This is a genomic window from Gluconacetobacter aggeris (genome assembly GCF_014174395.1).
Classification (GTDB): domain Bacteria; phylum Pseudomonadota; class Alphaproteobacteria; order Acetobacterales; family Acetobacteraceae; genus Gluconacetobacter; species Gluconacetobacter aggeris.
In genome coordinates, this window is record NZ_JABEQD010000007.1 from 12,560 (window position 1) to 33,266 (window position 20,707).

At 67.1% G+C, this 20,707-nt stretch carries 19 protein-coding genes, 1 pseudogene and 1 riboswitch; of the genes and pseudogenes, 6 read left to right on the forward strand and 14 right to left on the reverse strand.

All coding sequences use genetic code 11. The features are described from left to right. Position 1 precedes the first annotated feature (1 nt). The 13 genes and pseudogenes from coxB to HLH36_RS11170 form a co-directional block, all read right to left on the reverse strand. A complete protein-coding gene (gene coxB, locus HLH36_RS11110; protein ID WP_182986448.1) occupies positions 2-967 on the reverse strand; it encodes a cytochrome c oxidase subunit II in 966 nt (321 codons plus the stop codon). After that, positions 964-1,731, reverse strand: a complete 768-nt coding sequence (locus HLH36_RS11115; protein ID WP_182986449.1) for an SCO family protein — start codon at positions 1,729-1,731, stop codon at positions 964-966. The genes coxB and HLH36_RS11115 overlap by 4 nt, the downstream gene beginning before the upstream one ends. Beyond that, positions 1,728-2,108: a hypothetical protein gene (locus HLH36_RS11120; protein ID WP_182986450.1), complete on the reverse strand. Its 381-nt coding sequence runs from the start codon at positions 2,106-2,108 to the stop codon at positions 1,728-1,730. The genes HLH36_RS11115 and HLH36_RS11120 overlap by 4 nt, the downstream gene beginning before the upstream one ends. Further along, the gene (locus HLH36_RS11125; RefSeq protein ID WP_182986451.1) at positions 2,101-3,141 is read right to left on the reverse strand and encodes a hypothetical protein; all 1,041 of its coding nucleotides are present in this window, start codon (positions 3,139-3,141) and stop codon (positions 2,101-2,103) included. The genes HLH36_RS11120 and HLH36_RS11125 overlap by 8 nt, the downstream gene beginning before the upstream one ends. Continuing rightward, a complete protein-coding gene (locus tag HLH36_RS11130; protein WP_182986452.1) occupies positions 3,138-3,623 on the reverse strand; it encodes a c-type cytochrome in 486 nt (161 codons plus the stop codon). Before HLH36_RS11130 ends, HLH36_RS11125 begins: the two co-directional genes overlap by 4 nt. Next, positions 3,620-4,120 (reverse strand): DUF3341 domain-containing protein, encoded by a 501-nt coding sequence (locus tag HLH36_RS11135; protein WP_182986453.1) that lies wholly within the window; start codon positions 4,118-4,120, stop codon positions 3,620-3,622. Before HLH36_RS11135 ends, HLH36_RS11130 begins: the two co-directional genes overlap by 4 nt. Beyond that, positions 4,117-5,466, reverse strand: a complete 1,350-nt coding sequence (nrfD, locus tag HLH36_RS11140) for an NrfD/PsrC family molybdoenzyme membrane anchor subunit (protein WP_182986454.1) — start codon at positions 5,464-5,466, stop codon at positions 4,117-4,119. Before nrfD ends, HLH36_RS11135 begins: the two co-directional genes overlap by 4 nt. Beyond that, a complete protein-coding gene (locus HLH36_RS11145) occupies positions 5,463-8,306 on the reverse strand; it encodes a 4Fe-4S dicluster domain-containing protein (RefSeq protein ID WP_182986455.1) in 2,844 nt (947 codons plus the stop codon). The genes nrfD and HLH36_RS11145 overlap by 4 nt, the downstream gene beginning before the upstream one ends. Beyond that, entirely contained in the window at positions 8,294-8,947 is a 654-nt protein-coding gene (locus HLH36_RS11150; RefSeq protein ID WP_182986456.1) for a cytochrome c3 family protein, read from the reverse strand. The genes HLH36_RS11145 and HLH36_RS11150 overlap by 13 nt, the downstream gene beginning before the upstream one ends. Before the next feature lie 148 nt (positions 8,948-9,095). Beyond that, positions 9,096-9,815, reverse strand: a pseudogene (locus tag HLH36_RS11155) (ABC transporter ATP-binding protein); the annotation flags it as partial. Between the two features lie 65 nt (positions 9,816-9,880). Further along, positions 9,881-10,885, reverse strand: coding sequence for a FecCD family ABC transporter permease (locus HLH36_RS11160; protein WP_182986458.1), 1,005 nt, complete (start codon positions 10,883-10,885; stop codon positions 9,881-9,883). Beyond that, positions 10,882-11,697, reverse strand: a complete 816-nt coding sequence (locus tag HLH36_RS11165) for an ABC transporter substrate-binding protein (protein WP_182986459.1) — start codon at positions 11,695-11,697, stop codon at positions 10,882-10,884. Before HLH36_RS11165 ends, HLH36_RS11160 begins: the two co-directional genes overlap by 4 nt. Positions 11,698-11,731: 34 nt before the next feature. Next, entirely contained in the window at positions 11,732-13,864 is a 2,133-nt protein-coding gene (locus HLH36_RS11170; protein ID WP_408871882.1) for a TonB-dependent receptor plug domain-containing protein, read from the reverse strand. A gap of 98 nt (positions 13,865-13,962) precedes the next feature. Then, positions 13,963-14,181, reverse strand: a riboswitch (cobalamin riboswitch). 161 nt (positions 14,182-14,342) lie between these two features. Here HLH36_RS11170 and HLH36_RS11175 point away from each other — a divergent pair. After that, the gene (locus tag HLH36_RS11175) at positions 14,343-14,960 is read left to right on the forward strand and encodes a histidine phosphatase family protein (RefSeq protein ID WP_182986460.1); all 618 of its coding nucleotides are present in this window, start codon (positions 14,343-14,345) and stop codon (positions 14,958-14,960) included. On the opposite strand, the gene HLH36_RS11180 is transcribed toward HLH36_RS11175, so the two are convergent. Beyond that, positions 14,911-16,215, reverse strand: a complete 1,305-nt coding sequence (locus HLH36_RS11180) for an Nramp family divalent metal transporter (protein WP_182986585.1) — start codon at positions 16,213-16,215, stop codon at positions 14,911-14,913. The genes HLH36_RS11175 and HLH36_RS11180 overlap by 50 nt on opposite strands. A 321-nt stretch (positions 16,216-16,536) precedes the next feature. Between HLH36_RS11180 and HLH36_RS11185 the strand changes: the two genes are divergently transcribed. The 5 genes from HLH36_RS11185 (at position 16,537) to HLH36_RS11205 (ending at position 20,609) form a co-directional block, all read left to right on the forward strand. Continuing rightward, positions 16,537-16,989, forward strand: a complete 453-nt coding sequence (locus HLH36_RS11185; protein ID WP_182986461.1) for a hypothetical protein — start codon at positions 16,537-16,539, stop codon at positions 16,987-16,989. Between the two features lie 270 nt (positions 16,990-17,259). After that, positions 17,260-17,499: a FeoA family protein gene (locus tag HLH36_RS11190; protein ID WP_182967937.1), complete on the forward strand. Its 240-nt coding sequence runs from the start codon at positions 17,260-17,262 to the stop codon at positions 17,497-17,499. Between the two features lie 30 nt (positions 17,500-17,529). Continuing rightward, positions 17,530-19,374, forward strand: coding sequence for a ferrous iron transport protein B (gene feoB / locus HLH36_RS11195; RefSeq protein ID WP_182986462.1), 1,845 nt, complete (start codon positions 17,530-17,532; stop codon positions 19,372-19,374). Beyond that, positions 19,371-19,607 (forward strand): DUF6587 family protein, encoded by a 237-nt coding sequence (locus tag HLH36_RS11200; RefSeq protein WP_182986463.1) that lies wholly within the window; start codon positions 19,371-19,373, stop codon positions 19,605-19,607. Before feoB ends, HLH36_RS11200 begins: the two co-directional genes overlap by 4 nt. A 123-nt stretch (positions 19,608-19,730) precedes the next feature. After that, positions 19,731-20,609, forward strand: a complete 879-nt coding sequence (locus HLH36_RS11205) for a slipin family protein (protein WP_182967931.1) — start codon at positions 19,731-19,733, stop codon at positions 20,607-20,609. The last annotated feature ends 98 nt before the right edge of the window (positions 20,610-20,707 follow it).

Genomic DNA, 20,707 nt, shown 5'->3' on the forward strand with positions numbered 1-20,707 from the left:
TTCAATTCCCTGCTTCTGGAGGAAGGCTGGGCGAGAGGGTCTGCAGATAGGCGACCAGCGCGGCCAGATCGTCCTCGGCCAGCACGCCGCGAAAGGACGGCATTTCGGTCGCGAACGACGCACCCTGCCTGCGGGGCGGATCAAGAATCGAATCATGCAGGAAAGCCGCATCGGCTACGGTCGCCCGCCCATCCGCCAGCACCACCCGGCTGCCGTACAGCCCGACCATCGATGGCGCCCGGCTGGTATCCCCCGCATCCGGGGCATAGCGGCTGGAGGCATGGCAGCCGCTGCAACCGCTGCGGATGAACAGGGCCTCCCCTACCGTCGCCAGACTGCCGCTGGCCGGGGCGCTGTTCAGCCAGCCGGCATAATCCGTGGCATTCATGACCGTCAGCGTGGCGGTCATGCGGGAATGGCCCAGTCCGCAGAACTGCGTGCAATAAAGACGAAACGATCCGGTCTGCGTCGCCGTGAACCACAGGCTCTGGTACCGGCCCGGCAGCACATCATGCTTGATCCGCAGCGCCGGGATCGAGAAATCGTGGATCACGTCTTCCGATGTCAGCAGAAGCCGAACCGGCCGGCCAACCGGCACATGCAGCGCATTGATCTCGCGCTGACCACCCGGATACTGGATCTTCCACATCCATTGCTTGCCGGTGACATAGATCTGGATCGCATCGGCCGGCGGCCGAAAGCCCACGACATAAAGCTGCGTCGCCCACAGAAACAGGCCGAAGAAGATCGCCAGCGTTGCCGAGGTCCAGGCGATCTCGAACCCCCAGCTCTTATGTTCGGCGATAGCCCGCGCGATGGCCGTCGTCCGGCCGGCGCGAAAACGCAGCACGTTCAGCACCATCAGCCCGAACACCAGCCCCAGCACCGCCAGGCTGATGATCACCAGCCCGGCCAGCAGGATATCGATCCGCATGGCATGGGCCGAGGCTTCGGGCAGCCAGGTCATCGCACCCTCCGCCAATGCGCCATACCCAGCAGGGTCCCCAGGACCAGCACCGTCATCAGCGCGCCCAGTTGCAGCAGCTTGCGAACGGCCAGCGTATAGCGCCCGGTGACCGCATCGTAATGGAAACACAGCAGCAGCACCGGCGACGCCTCGGCCCTCTGCCCCGCCGCCGCCTGCATCACGGCCTGGCGCACATCGCCGGAGCGGTAGCCCACCCCAAGCACATAGCCCGAAACCATCCCGGCCGGCGTCGTGAACACCAGCCCCATCGGGTGCAGATACTGCTTCAGCCCCGGATCGTAGCGCGCATGGAACCCCACCGCATCCGCCAGCCGCCGGATCGACGCCCCCTCTCCAACCAGGAAATGCCAGCCCCGCTCCGCACCCGGCGTGGCATGGCGGCCCAGATCGTCCTCCCGGGCCTGACGCGCCAGCGCAACGGCTTCGGCGGGGTCGATACTGACGACGATCAGCGTGTAATCGTCAGGCGTCTTCAGCCCGCTGCCATCCAGCGCATGCAGCAGGTCTTCGCGTTCCAGCGCACAGAGATTGGGGCATGCATAATAGCCGATCGACAGGATCGCCGGATGACCGTCCACAAACGCCCCAAGCGGCAAATTGCGCCCCGTCGTGTCGGTAAAGCGCGCATCCAGCGGCAGAGTCGCCCCCTGCCGCTGGGTGAAGGCCAGATCCCGCATCGTGCCCGCCCATGCCGGCATGGAGACCGTCAGAACCAGCGCCGCCAGGATGGCCCGCCCGATCATGGCTGCTCCGCCCCGCCGGCAGGCCAGTCTGGAATCCCCTCACGTGCCACCTGCCGCATCGCCTGCCCGATCGGCACATGCGCCACCCCATGCGCGCGATCGACCCAGCCGAACCCGTTCAACCGCGCCATGTCCGCCGCGCGAAAGGCCGCCATGTCGGCCGGCGGATCGCTTTGCAGCGCGGGTGCTGCCATCGGCGGCAGAGGCGCGGCCATCAGCCTGTCCAGCCGGTGCTGCGGAAACAGGAGATTGGCCGCCACCGCCAGCATCACCAACGCCACGCCCACCCCAAGGCCAACGGCCAGGACAGGACGCAGGGCAACGTCCCGGGCCTCGTGCCGCGGGCGGGGAAAAGGCGGGGCGGGACCATCAGGCATGGCGCACCTCCCGCTGCATCGCCCGGATGCCAAGCGCCGCCCCCGCTGCCCCAAAAAGCAGCAGCGACGCCAGCGTCAGCAGCACCGAAACCGACGCCTGCCCCGGCAGCACCAGCCACAGATTGCGCACCACCTCCATGGCCACCAGCAGCCCCGCCGCGCCCAGCACGACCGGGCGCCGAAGCTGCAACGGCGCAAGCATCAGCAGCGCAAAGGGCAGCAGGAAATGCAGCAGCACGATCCCCACCGCAACGCTCCCCCACCCGCCATGCAGGCGGCGGCCGTACCACGCCGCCTCGACCGGCAGATTGGACTGCCAGACGATCAGGAACTGCATGAAATCCAGATACGCCCACAGCATTGTCAGCCCCAGCAACAGCCGGGCCAGTTCGCGCAGCACGATCCGGTCGCCCCGTGGGATGCCCGCCAGCAGCACCAGCAGCATGGCCAGCGCCAATGCCAGCAGGCCGGCCCCTGCGGAGGCAATCAGCCCGTAGGCGCTGGAATTGAAGTACGGATCAAGTGATTCCGTCAGATCGATGGACGCGAAACTGAACGTCAGGGCCAGCAGGATCAGCCCCGCCGGCGCAATACGCGCCATTCCCTGCCCACGCAGGCACAACACTCCCAGCGTGCCCCAGATCCCGGCATACAGGGCAATCCGCAGCAGGGCGAAGAGCGGGTTCAGATAGAACCGGTTCGCGGCATGCGCCGCTCCCTCCCCATGCAGCCAGGGATAAAGCTCCTCCGCCCCGGCCAGCAGCACGGCCAGCGCCGGCAGCCCCAGCGGCAGGGTCGCCACGCCGGCACGCAGGGCAGGTCGCAGGATCTCGCCCCAACGCCCGCCCGTCAGCGCATGCACCAGCATCAACGCCATGCTGCCCAGCGGCCAGCCCAGCCATGCCGCGCACGCCCCCAGCCACGGGCGATAGACCGCATGGGGCACCCAAACCAGCCCCGCCAGCACCACCACCCCCGCCAGCACGGCCACGACCCATGCAACGCCTTCGCCGGGGAGCCGAGCCCCGGTCATGGCGCAACCCGCTGTTCCGGCGTCAGGTCGGCCACCATCATATGCTGACTGCGCTGCAACGCATGCACATAGGCAACGACGGCCCAGCGATCCTCCGGCGCGATCCGCTGGGCAAAACCATACATCACGCCCCGACCGTTGGTTATGACATCATAGACAAACTGCGGGCGCTCAGCGGCCAGCGGCGGTGGCGCGGGAAAGCCGCGCTGCACGATCATCCCGTGCCCATCGCCGGTCTCCGCATGGCAGGGCGCGCAGAAGACGTGATATTCGGTCTGTCCACGCTCCAGCAGCGCCATCGTCACCGGCGGCACCGGGGCGGAAATTTCGCCATACGCCACCGTACCGGCCGGAACCTCGCCAGGCGCGGTCGCACGACTGGCATACGGGTTCTGCTTCTTCTGCTTGGTCATGTCATCACAGCCGGCGATCAGCACCAGCGCGGCAGCAAGTCCAAGGACAGTGGCAGGACGCGGCATCATTCCGCCACCTCCTCGATCCTGATCGGGGCATGCCGGGCCAGCACCCGTCGCGCGCATGCACTGTCGGCAGGGCGCACGACCAGCACATAGGACCCCAGCATGGCTCCGCGCATGCAATCGGCCTCATCGACCGGCTCATACAGGCGCAGCATCCCGGCCAGCAGCAGAAATCCGGCCATACCGGCGACGACCGCCCCCAGAACCGCCAGTTCGAAAGTCGCCGGCACATAAGATGGCCAGGACAGATCCGGCCGCCCGCCGACATTCTGCGGATAGCTGACGGTCGTGGCATAGGCCTGCATCAGAAAGCCTCCCACCCCGCCCACGATCCCGCCGCCCAGCATGACGGTCGGCAGGACGGAGCCCCCCTCCACGCCGTCCTCGGCCTCCCACGGCTCCATCGCCATATAGGTTTCGACAAAACCGCAATCGCCGCGCCGCATTTCGGCGGCAGCCTCCCTCATCCCCATTTCGGTAGCGAAGGCGGCGACGATCATCCCACCCCTCCCCGCAGCATCGCCCGCATTTCCGCCATCGCTACCACCGGCATCAGCCGCACGATCAGCAGGAACGTGGTCAGGAACAGCCCGATCGTGCCGAACAGCAGGCTCCATTCCCATATGGTCGGCGTATATTGCCCCCAGGCAGAGAGCATCTGCGTCCGCGCCAGACTGGTCACGATGATCTGGAACCGCTCCAGCCACATGCCCACCAGCACGCCCAGCCCGATCAGCCAGACCAGGGGCGCGGTCATCCGCGCCGCGCGCCACCACAACAATTGCGGCAACAGGATATTCAGGACGATGGTGCCCCAATAGACCGGCGCATACAGGCCGAAGACACGCAGGACGAACATCGTCCGTTCCGCCGGGTCCGAGCCGTAGAACGTGGAAAACGCATCCATGAGATAGGCATAGGCGACACACAGCGAACTGGTCAGGAACAGCCGGCCCAGTACATCGATATGTCGTGCCGTCACATAGGCCTGCAGTCCCAGCAGCGCGCGCAGCGGCAGAACGACCACCAGCACGACGGCGAACCCCGACAGCGCCGCACCGAACACGAAAAAGGGCGGAAACTGCGTGGAATGCCAGCCGGTGGCCGCACTCCCCGCGAAATCCATGCCCACGATGCTGTGTACCGACACCACCAGCGGCGCCATCAGGGCGGCCATGACGGCATAGACCGCCCGATAATGCCGCCATTGCCGGCCCGATCCCCGAAAACCCAGTGCCAGCACACCATAGAACACACGCTGCCCCGGCCGCCCCGCGCGATCGCGCAAGGTCGCCAGATCCGGCAGCAGGCCGAAATACCAGAACAGGATCGACGCGAGAACGTAAGTCAGGATCGCAAAGAAATCCCACACCAATGGACTGCGGAACTGCGCCCACAACCCCATCGTGTTCGGATAGGGAAACAGCCAGTAGAAAAACCACGGCCGCCCAAGATGCAGGATGGGAAAGATCGCGGCGCACAGGGCCGCGCACAGGGTCAGGCTTTCCGCCAGCCGATTCAGCGCCGTGCGCCACTCCACCCCCAGCAGGAAGAACAGCGCGGAGATAAACGTGCCGCCCGAAGCAATGGCGATCCACCAGACGTAATTGAGAATATCCAGCCCCCAGGCCACCGGCCAGTCGATGCCCCAGATACCCAACCCGGCATAGAACAGCCACGCGACCGAGATCACGCCCATCCCCAGCAGCCCCAGCGAGACTGCAAAGGCCACCCACCACCATAGCGGCGTCCAGGGACGTGCCCCCTCCCGCAGCGTCACCGCACAGATACGCTCGGTCACCGATTGCGCGGTCTCGCCGGCGGCAATGACGGCCGGGGCGCTCATGATTCGAGAGCCGGATTGGGGTTGCGGATGCGCGCCTCATACGTCACGCGCGGATGCGTGCCCTGCTCCGGCAGCACACCATAAGTCAGCGGACTGGCCTTGCGATGCCTGACGGCAGCATCGGGATCATTGATATCGCCGAAGGTGATGGCCCGCGTGGGACAGGCGGCCTGACACGCCGTCACCACCTGTTCCGCCGCACCATCCCGGTCGGCCGCAATGCGCGCCTGCGCAATCCGCTGGAGGCAGAAGGTGCACTTCTCCATCACCCCGCGCGCGCGCACCGAAACGTCCGGATTACGACTGATCGGCGGCCGGCGTTCTTCCTCGGCAAAAGCGAAGTAGTTGAATCGCCTGACCTTGTAAGGACAATTGTTGGAACAGAATTTCGTGCCGACGCATCGGTTGTAGACCATCACGTTCAGGCCCTCCGAATCATGCATCGTGGCGCCGACGGGGCAGACCGTTTCGCACGGCGCCTGCTCGCAATGCATGCAGAGCATCGGCTGGAAGAACGTGTCCGGGGCATCGGGCGTTCCTTCATAGGCGCGATCGATCCGCAGCCAGTGCATCTCGCGCTGGCGCAGCACCTCGTCCCGCCCCACCACCGGCACATTATTCTCCGCCTGACAGGCGATCATGCAGGCGTTGCAGCCGATACAGGCATTCAGGTCGATGCTCATCCCCCACGCCACCGGCGCGCCGGGGTCCCGCCGGTACAGGGCCGCTTCGGATGCCCGATGATCCTGCTCGGTACCGAGAAATCCCGGCTCCTGCCGAAACCGCGCCAGCGTGCCATGCCGCACGATGTCGGAGGGCGTATCGGCAATCACGGTGGCATGATGTTCCGTGCAGGCCACCTCGACCCTGCGGCCGGTAGCGGCAATCCGCACCGGCCCCACGGCATCGCGCAGCGGATACAGGTCGGTACCGACCCCATTCCCCGTTTCCCCGGCATGCCGTCGCCCCGATCCCAGCAGCCCGACGACACAGCCCGATACCTGCCCCGGCTGCACCCAGACCGGCAGCACGGCCCGGCGCGCGCCCACCGACAGCGCGATTTCATCCCCGTTGCGCAAATCCATTGATCGCGCCAGATCCGGCGGAATCAGCAACGGATTCCCCCAGACACCCTTGCTGAGCGGCTGGGGCAATTCCTGCAACCAGGGATTATTCGCCTCACGCCCATCCCACAGATGCGGGTCGGGCCGCAGCAGCAACGTCAGATCCGCGGATGCCCCACGGGGCGAAAGAGGCGGCATGACGGGCGAAATCGCCACATCGAGGCGCGCGCTGGCCGTACCGGGAATAACCCCGGCAGCCAGCGCCGCCCGCCAGTCACGTTCCGACGCCAGACGCTCCCGCCAGACCTGCCGCACCAGTTCCCGCGCCGGGCGGCCAACCTCTCCGGCACAGAAGCGCAGGATGGTCGCGGCGCTGGTTCCGCCATAGAGCGGCATCGCCTGCGGCTGGAGGATCGTCGCCGTACCATCATCGGCGCGCGCATCGCCCCATTCTTCGAACCCATGCGCCAGCGGAACATGCCACCGCGCCGCCCGCGCCGTCTCATGCGGCCGATCCGCCAGCGCGACGCTGAGAGGAACACGCGGCAGCACCGCCGCAAAACGCGGCACCTGATAGACCGGATTGACGTCCAGGATCAGCAGCGCACGCACACGCCCCTTTTCCATATCGTCCATCAGGTCCGACAAGGTGGAAACGGGCTGCAGCGGACGATATTCAGGCGGTTCGAAAACATCGAACACCCTGCCCCGCCCACCCAGCGCCTCGTTCACCGCATGGACCGCAGCATGGGCCGGCGCCCCGTAATCGGGGCCGAGATGGATCAGCGCCCGCCCGCGATGCGCGCGCAGATCGGCCACCACCGCCCCCAGCCAGTCCGGACCGCCCGAAGGTTCCTCATTGTGCAGCAGAGCCGCAGCCAGACGCCCGATGATCTCCTCACAGGCAGCAGGCGCCGCAATGAAGCGATGATCGGCCGCCACCCCCGTCAGGCTGGGCGTCGGTTCCACGGCATACAGGCGGCTCATGTCCCCCAGCACCGGATTGCGCCGCCCGGCGAAGGCCCGCGCATGGCGCAGATGCCCCGGCGCGCTGTCCAGCAGGTCGCTCTCCACCGCCAGCGCAACATCGACCTGCCGCAAATCCGGAATCACCATCGCCGGGCGCCCATAGGCCATGGCCGTCCCCTGCCGCACCGCCTCCCGCCCGATGGCGTCCCAGCGATGCCAGATGGCCCCGGCATGGGCCGCCAGCAGCGCATCGATCGCCGCCCCCAGCGTAGGCGAGGTCACCGTCCCGGTCAGGATGCGCAAACCCGCTCCGCCCAGGGCGCCCGCCCCACCCGGCCCGGCACGCAGAGCCTGAAGAGCGGTCGTCACCTCCTGCCACGCGGCAGGCATCCCATCATGCAACGGCCCGCTGGCCCGGTCGGGGTCATAGAAATCCTGGATCGCGGCCTGCGCGAACAGATCGGTGGCCCCCAGGCTGGACGGATGCCCGGGATTGCCTTCCACCTTGATCGGCCGCCCCATCTGATGGGTGACGAGAATGCCGTTGGCATAGCCATCGCGCACATGGGCGCTGGCATAGATGTTGGGCACGCCCGGTACCACCCCCGGCGCCGCCCGCACGGCCGAGACGAAGCCGCGATCCGGCGTCCCGGGATCGCATCCCGCCAGCCCGCCGCCGGCCAATGCCAGGGCAAGGAGTTTCAGCGTCCGCCGCCGGTCCAGCGGATGCGCCAGCGCCTGCTCCAGTTGCGGAAAGCGCCCGATCCAGTCCCGTTCGTCGCCCGGCAGCCCCTCTAGCGATGGCATAGTGAGCACTCCGTCAGGTTCCGCCCGCCGATATGATAGGCACGCATCAGATCCGCCGGAGACGGCGTCGCATGGTCCGGATGCCAGTCCATGTCATAGACATGCGCAAGCGGACGCAGGTTCGGCCCCGGATTGCGATGGCAGTCCAGACAGAACTGCATCGTCAGCGTCTTCGCCTTGAAGGTCAGGGGCATGCGCGCCACGTTGCCGTGGCAACTCCCGCACCCAACCCCTTTAGAAACATGGATGCTATGGTTGAAATAAACGTAATCCGGCACATCCGTCACCCGCGCCCAGGCGATCGGCCGGTCTTCCGTCAGGCTGTCGCGAACCGGCGCCAGCAGGGCGGCATTGGTCCAGATCCGCGAATGGCACGTCATGCAGGTGAAAGTCGGCGGCAGGCTGGCCTGCGCGCTACGCTCGACGCTGCTGTGGCAGAACCGGCAATCGATCCCCAGTCCCGCAACATGATGCTGGTGGCTGAAAGGAACCGGCTGCTGGATCGCCCACCCGACATGCCGGACATAATCCGACCGCGGCCAGGCAAACCACCACAGGCACAGCCCCACGACGGCACCCACGGCCCCCAGCATCGCCACCGCGACGATGACGTTGGCGCGTGGACTGAATACCGCCGCCATCAGCCATGTTCCACCTTGACAGACCGGGGCGGCCCGATCCGCCCGGGCATCGTTCCTGCCTCGAACGCATCCGAAGCAAAGAACGATCCCATCACGTCGCGGTGACTGACGTCAGCCGGTCAAATCCCCCGTGTTTTTCGCGTCTTTTTCACGAACCCGTTCGTTCGTCGTCGGCCCGCCCATCGGTCAGGCTCCAGGGCACGACCGCATCACCCACCCGGCGGACAGTCACGCCATAGACCGCGCGCATGGCCCCGTCGGTCAGGATCTCCGCCGGCCGCCCCTGCGCCACGACCCGCCCGTCCCGCATCAGCACCAGCCGATGGCAGAACCGCCCGGCCAGCGTCAGGTCATGCAGCACCACCGCCACCCCCATGCCCGCGCGCGCCAGCCGGGCGAACGATGCCATCACCGCCAGCGCATGCGCGGGGTCCAGCGCCGCCACCGGCTCATCCGCCAGCAGATAGGGCGCCTCGACCGCCAGCGCCCGCGCCAGCCGCAGGCGGGCACGCTCACCACCCGACAACTGGCTTGCCGGCCGGTCGCGCAGATCCAGCAGCCCGGTTTCCGCCAGCGCGCATTCCACCGCCGCCCGATCGCGCGCCCCGTCCCGCGCCGCACGATGCGGCAGACGCCCAAGTGCCACCAGATCCTCGATCCGCATCGGCGGCGGCGGCTCCCCCTCCTGCGGCAGAAAGGACAGGCGCCGGGCCCGGTCGCCCGGCGTCATTCCGGCCAGCGCGCGGCCTTCCAGCATCACCTCTCCCGCATCGGCAGGCTGGATGCCGGACAGCACCCGCAGCAGCGTGCTCTTGCCCGCGCCATTGGGGCCGATCACCCCCACAACCTCACCAGGGGCCACCGCAACGCACGCTTCATGCAGCACTGTCCGCCCGTCCAGCGACAGCGTCAGCCCACGCGCGACCAGGCCGGTCATGCCTGGCTCCGCCGCATGGCGATCACCCGACGAAAGAAGACAGGCGCCCCGATCAGCGCCGTCAGCACGCCGATCTGGATCTCGGTGGCACCGGACAGCAGCCGCACCGCCGCATCGGCCACCAACAAGAGCAGCGCGCCCCCCAGCGCCGAGGGCAGCAACAGGCGCGACGGCTGGTGCCCCGTCAGCGGACGCAGCAGATGCGGCACCACCAGCCCCACAAACCCAATCGCCCCGCTGACCGCGACGCAGGACCCGATCGCGACAGCCGCCCCCACCACCACCCGCGTCTGAACTCCGGACAGGCCGCGCAGGCGAAAGCCCATGCTCTCGGCCACTTCGTCCCCCAGCGCCAGCGCATCCAGCGCCCGCGCCGTCGTCAGCATCAGCAGGCAGCCCGCCACGGTACCGGGCAGGCTGATCGACACATCCGTCAGGGTCCGGTCGGTCAGCGACCCCATCACCCAGCGCATGACCTCATAGGCCGCATAGGGACTGGGCATCAGATTCATCGCCATGGCCGTCAGCGCGGCGGCAAAACTGCTCAGCGCCGCCCCCGCCAGCAACAGTACCAGCGTCCCGCCCTGCCCCACCAGCCCCAGCAGCAGCAGCACCGCCAGCAGCGCCCCCATCAGCCCGCCCGCCGGCAGCAACAGCGCGGACACACCGGCCAACCCGGTATAGAAGACCAGCACCGCCCCCAGCGCCGCGCCGCCCGACACGCCGAGCAAACCCGGATCGGCCAGCGGATTGCGCAGATAACCCTGCATCACCGCCCCACACAGCCCCAACGCCGCCCCGATCGAAACCCCGAGAATCGCCCGAGGCAGGCGCAACTGGCCAACGATGATCGCCCCCACACTATGCCGGCCAGCCATCAGGTCGCGCAGGGCCGACGGCAACGAAACGGCGCTATCCCCCCACGCCAGCGACAGCACCAGCATCACCAGCACGCCTCCCGCCAGGGCAGCGATCAGCGGATAGTCGCGGCGGTCGATCATCGGGATATCTCCAGCGCCTTGCGGACCGCAATCAGCCTGTCCAGGGTATCGAGCGTCTGCGGCAGGCCGCACAGCCACATCCGGTCGGGCAAGGACAGACGATGCGGGGCGGGAAAGGCATCGCGCAAGGCCGGATGGTCCAGCATCGCCTGCGCCATCGACGTGCCGACATCGGAACGCGTGACAATCAGCAGGTCGGGCGGCCGGGTCAGCAGGCTCTCCAACGACACAGCCAGCGCATGTCGCCCATCCAGCCCGTTCGCCGCATTGCGAAAACCGGCACGCACCAGCATATCGTCCGCCAGCGACCCCGCACGGGTCACGAAGCCATTGGCGGCATAGATCACCGCCGAGGGAACAGCCCCGCCACCGGCCGAAACAGGATAAGCCGCCAGACGAGCCCTGAACGTCTCGGCCAGTTCCCGCCCCCGCGCGGGCACGCCCGCCGCATTTGCCACGGCCACGATCTGGCCCGGAATATCAGCCAGCCGCTCGACAGGGTCGAACAGTTCGACCGGCATTCCCGCCTGCCGCGCCGCCAGCAGGGCGGTGACGCTCGCATAGCGTCCGCCCAGCACCAGGTCGGGACGCGCCGCCACCACGGCCTCGGCCGTGGGGCGCACGACAGGGACCGACCGCGCCTCGCCGCACATCACGGAATAGGCGCAGTCCCGCGCCAGCGGCGACAGGCCCGCAATATCGCGGGCCGGCACCAGTTGCAGCAGCAACTGGTCGGTACAGAGATTCAGCGAAACGATCCGATGCCGGGGCTCGGCCCGCGCGCCCCCCGCCAGCACCACCGCCAGCAGCATGATCGCGGAGCATCGAGCCCAGGTCCACATCCCGTCAGTAGGACAGCGTAAAGCCGCCATACCCGCCACGCCCGGGCTGCAGATAGCCAATCGGCTCCTCATATTGCCTGTTCAGCAGATTATCCGCACGGGCATACACCGAAACAAACCGGTTGATCTTGTAATTGGCCGCCACGTCGATCGTGACATACCCATGCCCCTTGGCGCAGACGCTGCACACTTCACTGCCGATCACCGGCAGGTCGCGCCAGCCGCTGGTATAGAGAATGTTGCCCGAGAAGGTCAGATCCCGGATTGGCGTCCATGTCGTATTGAAATTGAATTTATGCTGCGGGCGCTGCTGCAATTCCGTATGCACCGTCTCGTTCCGCGCATGGGTCCAGGTGTAGCTCAGGTTGAATTCCAGATCGCTGCGGGCTTTCCAGTTCAGAAAAGCCTCCACACCATACATGCGCGCCTTCGCCACATTCTCGTAGGAATAATTGTAGTTATACGAAGAATCGATCGACAGGGACGACTGGATCAGGTTCCTCACCCGGTTGTCATACCAGGTGGCACCGAATTTCAGGCGCTCATGCAGCAGCTTCTGTTCGACGCCGGCATCATAGCCGATCAGCTTCTCCGCCTTCAGGTTCGGATTGCCTTTTTCCGAATACCCCACGCCGACCTGATTGGCGAAGAGCTGATACAGCGAAGGCCCATGGAAACCGGAGCCGGCGCTCGCCTTGATGATGGTCCCGGTCCCCGGCACATGGATGGCAGGCGCCACCCGCCAGGTCACGTGGTTGCCGTAGCGCGAGTTGGCGTCATAGCGGATATTGGCCGCACCATACAGGATGCGGTTCCAGTTCCCCTGATACTGCCCATATCCCGCCGTCGTATCCATGCCGGCCGAATTGTCATACCCGCTGTCCCACATGCTGGACGCGGTATGGCTGGTGTTGAAATGATCGTGGAAATGTTCGGCACCGATCAGGAACTGCCCATACCGCTTCAGGTCGAAGGTGCCATGCCAGTCGATCTTCAGCCGGTCGGACCGGTAATAGCTGGGGTCGGGATTGAGCGGGCTGCCATAGCTGGTGCCGGTCTCCGTCCAGCGATTGCGGTTGGTCATGTATCCCAGCCCGATCACCTGGTCGAACAGCCCGTTGAACGATACGAGATGCGCCGTGCCACGCACGATGGCCTCGTTCTTGTTGTTCTGCTCACGCACCCCGGACGCCCCATACAGGTTCTCGCTCTGCAGGTCGTACACCGAATAGGAATGATAATTCGACTGGATCAGGCGCGCCGTCAGGCCCAGGTCGAACGTCCGGGTCACGTCATATCCCAACCGGATATTCGCGCTCCGATTGTCGTTGCGGTTCCCTTCATTCCGCTGCTGGCGGTCGGCACCGTAATAGCGCTCGATATAGGACGGGATATTGTTGAACCCATCCATGCGGTAATGGGACAGTTCGATATTATAATGAAACCGCCCCTTGCTGCCACGCGCACCCAGCACCTGGTTGAACGTGCCATACTCCCCGCCCTCAAGCCGGACAAACGGCGTCAAGCGCCCCTGCCCCTGCGCGGTGGTGATGTCGATGACGCCCGCCATGGCATCGGCGCCATACAGGCCGCTTTGCGGCCCGCGCAGGATCTCGATCCGCCCCATGCCATCGGTCACGAACTGCCCGGCATCGAACGCCCCGCTGGTCGAACTGCCATCATTGACGTCCATGCCATCCAGCCGGACCTTGACCTCGTTCGAATTATTCCCGCGCATGAAAATCGAGGTCGTGCCGCCGAACCCGCCCGTCTGCACGACATTCAGCCCCGGCTGCCGCTCCAGGATATCCGCCAGGCCACGGCGCTGCTGGGTCTGGATCTGCCGTTCGGTCACGATCGTCACGCTGGAGCCGATGTCATCCACGCTGACCGGGCGGCGGGCGGCGCTGACCGTAATGGCCTCCCCCCCATCCCGCTGCTTCAGCGCGACATGGTTGCCGGCAGCCGCGACCGGGCGCGTCGTCGCGGTAGCCGGACGGACGGGAGGCGCCTTCGCCGGCGCGGGCGCGGACGGCGCCTCCTGCGCCAGCGCGCCGGACAGGCCGACGGCGGTAAACAGCGTGGAGATAAAAAGAAGCGAGCGAAAATCGTGCATCAGGACCGTTCTCGTGACCATGCGCGGCTGCCACGAGACCACGGGCCACGATCCGCCATCCGATGCCGTGATGACGTCCCTGTCCCGTCCGCCAGATCACCCCGCCTGACGGTTCCCGGTCGCAACCAGTGCTGACGGCAGGTCTCCTGGCTCGCGGTTGTCGTTCCGCATGGCCTTCCCGGGTTGAACGAAACCCCAGTGGCCCCGGGCCATGATGCCCGGCGATGCGTGAACATGCCGCCTACAGTTGCGGGGACAGCCACAGGCTTGGACCTTCCGGCCCGCACTGTGTTCCCTTTTAATCCTCGTTGAGAGGAACCATCGCGCCCTTCATAGAATCTATGCCCTACCTGTCAAGAAAAACGCATGGGCAGATTCAATACAACCTCCGCGCTTCATCCCACGTACCCCGACATGGAATGGCGGCAAAAGCCCCTTGTCCCGCGCAATTGTTTCTTTTCCCTTGATCGCACGCGCCCCATCCCGATTGATCACGATCATGACCATTCCCCCCGCCCCTCCGGCCGATGCCCCCTGGTTGCTCCTGGCCCGTCATCCACCCGTGGCGACCGCTCCGGGCACCTGCTACGGCCGGCTGGACGTCGCCTTGCGCCCCGGCTGGGAACGCCATGCCGACGGGCTGGCGGTGCTGGCACGCGGTGCGGCACTCCGCGTGATCCACAGCGCCCCGGCCGCCCGCTGCCAGATGGTGGCCTGGCGGCTGGCTACCGCGACCGGCCTGCCGTTGCGGATCGATCCACGCCTGGCAGAACTGGATTTCGGCGCATGGGAGGGCCAGCCATGGGCGGATATCGACCGCGTGGCGCTGGATCGCTGGGCAGCGGACCCGGAAGGGTTCGCGCCCCCCGGCGGCGAGAGCGGCGCGGCCCTGCGCCGGCGCGCCCTGTCCTTCTGGGCCGATCTTCTGCACGCGGCCCGGCCGGCCGGCGTGATCGCCCATGGCGGCCCGCTGCGGCTGCTATGGGCGCTCGCGCGCGGCAGGGCGCCGGACCTGCTCGCGTCTCCGCCGCCGCAGGGGGGCGCCGCCCTGTTCCCCCTGCCGGCCGTCAGCCGGCCAGCACATCCCACAGCAGCTTGCCGTTCAGCCCCAGAATGATCAGCGCCACCCCCCAGGACAGGACGGCAACCGGGCGCGAGATGGCAAAGGGCCCCATCATCCGCCGGTCGGACACGAACCAGACCAGCGGAACGACGGCAAACGGCAATTGCAGCGACAGCACCACCTGGCTGAACACCAGCAGCCGGTCGACGCCCGCATTGCCATACAGGGCCGTCACCACCACCACCGGAACGATGGCGATTCCCCGCGTGACCAGCCGCCGCGCCCAGGGCGGCAGGCGCAGGTCCAGGAACCCTTCCATCACGATCTGCCCCGCCAGGGTGCCGGTCACGGTCGAATTCATCCCCGCCGCCAGCAACGCCACGGCAAACAGCGTGGCGGCCGCCCCCAGCCCCAGCAGGGGCGAGATCAGGCGCCAGGCCTGCCCGATATCGGCCACGTCGCGATGCCCGCTCTCATGGAAGGCGACGGCGGCAACGATCAGGATCGCGGCATTGACGAAGAACGCCATCATCAGCGCCAGCGTACTGTCCCAGGTCGCCCAGCGGATCGCATCGCGCCGCCCGGCCTCCGACCGCTCATAGGCCCGGCTCTGCACGATCGAGGAATGCAGGTACAGATTATGCGGCATCACCGTCGCCCCGATGATGCCGATGGCAACATACAGCATCCCCGGGTCGGTCAGGATCTCGGGCCGGGGCACCAGCCCCCGCAGCACCGCCGCCACGGGCGGGGCCGCGGCCGCGATCTGGATCGCGAAGCAGACCGCAATCACGCTCAGCAGCCCGATCACGAAGGCTTCCAGTGCACGAAACCCCCGGTTCATCAGCATCAGCACCACGGTGGCATCCAGCGCGGTCATCACCGCGCCCAGCAGAAGCGGAATGCCGAACAGCAATTGCAGCGCGATCGCGGTGCCGATGACCTCGGCCAGGTCGCAGGCGATGATCGCCGCCTCGCACGCCACCCACAGCATGACGGCCACCGATGGCGCGAAGCGGTCGCGGCAGGCCTGTGCCAGGTCGCGCCCGGTGGCAATGCCCAGCCGCGCCGACAAGGCCTGCAGCAGGATCGCCATCAGGTTGGACAGCATGATGACCGAGAGCAGCGTGTAGCCGAACGCCGAACCACCGGCCAGGTCGGTCGCCCAGTTGCCCGGGTCCATATACCCGACCGACACCATGTAGCCCGGCCCCAGGAACGCCAGCAGCCGCCGCCAGCCGCCCGCCCCCGCCGGAACACGTATCGAACCGCTGATATCGCCCGGGCGCGAGGACGATGCCACGCGCATCCTGCCGCCCCCACCCTCTACGCCGATGGATGCATCCACACCCTGGAAACGATCAGACATCGATTGGAACGCCCTCCGCCGAAAACGGGACTACGGACCGCCTATGGCCCAGCCTAGGACCGGAAGAGAGAAATATGCAACATGCTATATGATGTGGCCGAGGCAATGTGACCAGGCGCACACCCGCTGTCTCCGCCGGATTTTTCCTCCCCGCAGCATCGCGCGAATCCGATCGGGCATCAGGCACATTGTAAAATCCGTGAGATCGGTCTTGAGTGAGGAGCCGCCGACCGGCACGCACCCTGTCGAGGAGGATGCAGCATGAAGAAATTCCTGTCCGCCGGACTGACGCTCTACGCCCTCGGCCTGAGCACGGCGGTCTGCGCGACACCCGACCCGGCCGCCATGACGACCGGGCAGATCACCTTCATGATGAAGGAGATCGGAGTCGGCGCCGGATACACCTGGGGCACCGGCCAACTGGTCTATGGCGGCCGGTCCTACGACTTCACAATTTCCGGCGGTGGGCTGGGCAGCCTTGGCTATTCCTACATCAAGGGCCACGGCACCGTGCGCAACCTCGCCCGCCTGCAGGATTTCGACGGTACCTACTGGGCCGTGCAGGCGGAAGCGACGTTGGGGCGCGGCCTGGGCAGCAAACTGATGGAAAACAACCACCAGGTGGATATCGACCTGACGGCCGCCACCGCCAGCGGCGCCCGCCTGTCGGCGGAAGCCATGCGGATCACGCTCCACCTGCGTCCCCCCGGCTGAGAGGCTGGCCGTAAATGCGCGCTGGTGGCGATCCGGCGCGCGTTTCCTGCGCTTCGCGGCACTCTCGCTCACCAGCCCCCATTTCCGACCAGCCTCTACGAGGCGACAGGCTGTTTCGGACGCCCTGCTGCTTTTCGGATCTCACGGTCACCGCACGATCCCCCATCCGGCCCCGAGCGGGGTGGAATGCGCCCGGCACAATGGACATCGGCACGTTTAAATATTAAGTATTATTCTCAACTGAACCTCACGTGCCGAAACGGACCCGGGATGCGACTGAACGAACTGAAACTGGGGGGCAGCGCCATCATCGACCATGTGGAAGACCACACGGCCGGCGACCCGGTCGCCGAACGGCTGCGCGCCCTGGGTTTCGTACCGGGCGAGCCGATCCGGATCGTGGCCGTGGGGCCGATCGGCGCGGACCCGATCGCGGTCGGCATCGGCTTTACCCGCTTCGCCCTCCGCCGCGCGGAAGCGTCGCGCGTGCTGCTGCGCGACGCGGCCTGATCCCGGGCCCGCGCATGAGCCTCCTCTGACATGAGCGTCCTCAACGCCGCCCTGGTCGGCAATCCGAACTGCGGCAAGACGGCCCTGTTCAACCTCCTGACCGGCAGCCGGCAGAAGGTGGCGAACTATGCCGGCGTCACGGTCGAACGCAAGGTCGGGCGGCTGACCACCCCGGGCGGGCTGGCGGTGCGCCTGCTCGACCTGCCCGGCGCCTACAGCCTGGTCGCCACCAGCCCCGACGAGGCCGTGACCCGCGACGTCTGCGCCGGCACCTATCGCGGCGAACCCGCGCCGGAACTGCTGGTCTGCGTGCTGGACGCCACCAACCTGCGCCTGCACCTGCGCTTCGCGCTTGAGGTCCGGCAGATGGGCCGGCCGATGATCCTCGTGCTGAACATGATCGACGCGGCAAAGCGGCAGGGCATCGCCATCGACGTGCCGCGCCTGGCGGCCGAATTCGGCGCCCCCGTGGTCACGGCCGTCGGCATCCGCCGCAATGGCGGGCAGGACCTCCTGCGCGCGCTCGACCTGCCGCCCCCGCCCCCGCCGCCCGCCATGCCTGCGGGCAGCGATTTCCATGCCGAGGCGCGCCGCATTCTGGCCGACTGCGTCGCCCGCCCGTCGCGGCTGGGCGTGGCGCTGGAAGAGCGGCTGGACCGCTGGTTCCTGCACCCCGTCTGGGGCATGGCAATCCTGTTCGCCCTGATGTTCGTCATGTTCCAGGCCGTCTTCTCCTGGGCCCAGCCGGTGATGGACCTGCTGGATGCCGGCACCGCAGCCCTCGGCCAGGCCGTCGGCACCGTGCTGCCCGACGGTCCGCTGCGCAGCCTGATCGTCGACGGCGTCATCGCCGGCGCGGGCAGCGTGGTGGTGTTCCTGCCGCAGATCCTCATCCTCTTCCTGTGGATTCTGGCACTCGAGGAATCCGGCTACCTGCCCCGCGCGGCCTTCCTGCTGGACCGCATCATGGCCACGGCGGGGCTGAGCGGGCGGTCGTTCATCCCCCTGCTCTCCAGCTTCGCCTGCGCGGTACCCGGCATCATGGCCACGCGCACGATCCAGAACCCCCGCGACCGGATGATCACGATCCTGATCGCCCCGCTGATGACCTGCTCCGCCCGGCTGCCGGTCTATACGCTGCTGATCGCGGCCTTCGTGCCCGAACGGCGGATCGGCGGCCTGTTCAACCTGCACGGTCTGGTGCTGTTCGCGCTCTACCTGGCGGGCATCCTCAGCGCGCTGCTCGTGGCCCGGGTGCTGAAGAACCGGGACCGGCAGGAGGAACATCCCCTGCTGCTCGAACTGCCGGCCTACCGGCTGCCCAACCTGCGCGACCTCGCCCTCGGGCTGAAACAGCGCGCGGTGATCTTCCTGTCGCGGGTCGGCACGATCATCGTCACGGTCAGCGTGCTGCTGTGGGCGCTCGCCAGCTTTCCCGCCCCGCCGGCCGGCGCCGCCGGCCCCGCGATCGAATGGAGCCTGGCCGGCCGGATCGGCCACTGGATGCTCCATGTCATGGCCCCGATCGGCTTCAACTGGCAGATCTGCGTCAGCCTGATCCCGGGCCTGGCGGCGCGCGAGGTCGCGGTCAGCGCCCTGGCCACGGTCTATTCCCTGGGCGCCACGGACAGCGACGCCGCCCGCCAGCTCCAGCCGCTGCTGTCGGCGCATTGGAGCCTTGGCACGGCACTGTCGCTGCTGACATGGTATATCTTCGCGCCACAATGTTTCTCGACCCTCGCCGTAATCCGGCGTGAAACCGGGTCCTGGCGCATGGTCGGCATAACGGCGGGCTACCTGTTCGCCATGGCCTACGGCGCCGCCTTCATCGTCTGGCACATATCGCTTCTTCTGGGTTGGGGGGGCAGTCCATGATCGAAACCATCGTCATCGTCGCCATCGTCACGGCCTGCGCACTCTACTGGGTGCGCCGCCTGGTGCCCGCCAGCCAGGGCATGTTCTGGCGCGGCAGCGCGGACATGCTGCGCGCGGTCCACGCCCCGCGCGCGCTGCGCGACCGGGCCGCGCAACGGGCCCGGCAGGGCAGCAAGCCCCCTTCCGGCTGCGGCGCCTGCACCAAATGCGGCGACGGCGGCGGCTGCCACTGAGAAGGCCGGGCCGGCCGGAATCTCCTCAACCGGAGCCCCTTGAACCTGCGGGGGCACATGCCAACGTCACGTGCCGGCCGTCTGGCGGCCTGGCCGAGGACGTACGTCCCGGGGAGATGGATCATGAATGCCATCACGCTTGTCCTGTCGGCGGCGCTGCTGCTGGCCGGCGTCCTCCTCGCGCGTGAGGAGGGTCTCTATCACCCGATCATCGCCCTTCCATTCGTCATCCTGTCGGCATTGACGTTCCTGTCGCTGCGAATGGCCAATGTCTGGCAGAAATTCGTGGTGCTGCGGATGGGCCGCCTGCAGGCCGTGCGCGGACCGGGCCTGTTCATGATCATCCCCGTCATCGACCGGATCGTGGCGGTGATCGACGAGCGGATTCAGACCACCGCGTTCAATGCCGAACAGGCGCTGACCCGCGACACGGTGCCGGTGAATGTCGATGCCGTGATCTTCTGGCACGTCCGAGACGCCGAGGCCGCCGCCCTGCGGATCACGAACTACCGCGAGGCCATCGACCGGGTCGCCCAGACCTCGCTGCGCGAAATGATCGGCGCATCCATGCTGGCCGCACTGCTCTCCGACCGCCGCTCCTCCAACGAGCAGCTACGCGCGGAAATCGGCGCCAAGACCGCAGCCTGGGGCATCGACGTGATGTCGGTCGAAATCCGCGACGTCGCCATTCCCGTGGCATTGCAGGACGCGATGTCGCGCCAGGCCCAGGCCGAGCGCGAAAAACAGGCACGGATCATCCTGGGCTCGGCGGAGGCCGAAGTGGCAAGCCGCTTCGTGGATGCCGCCGAAGCCTATGCCGGCCACCCGGCTGCCCTTCAATTGCGGGCCATGAACATCATTTACGAAACGACCAAGGAGCGCGGGGCCACGATCCTGATCCCCACGACCATGATCGACAGCATGAACCCCGCCTCGGCGCTGATCCTCGCCAACGTCGCCGCCCAGGGGGCGGCCACGTCGGTGCGCACCGCCGCCGAGTGATGCAGAGTGATATGGATTCCACGCGGTTCGGCGAATTTCTGTCCTTATTCCGGTCGGGGACAGCTTGTCAGCCCGTACCATTCTCCGGGGCCGACTCT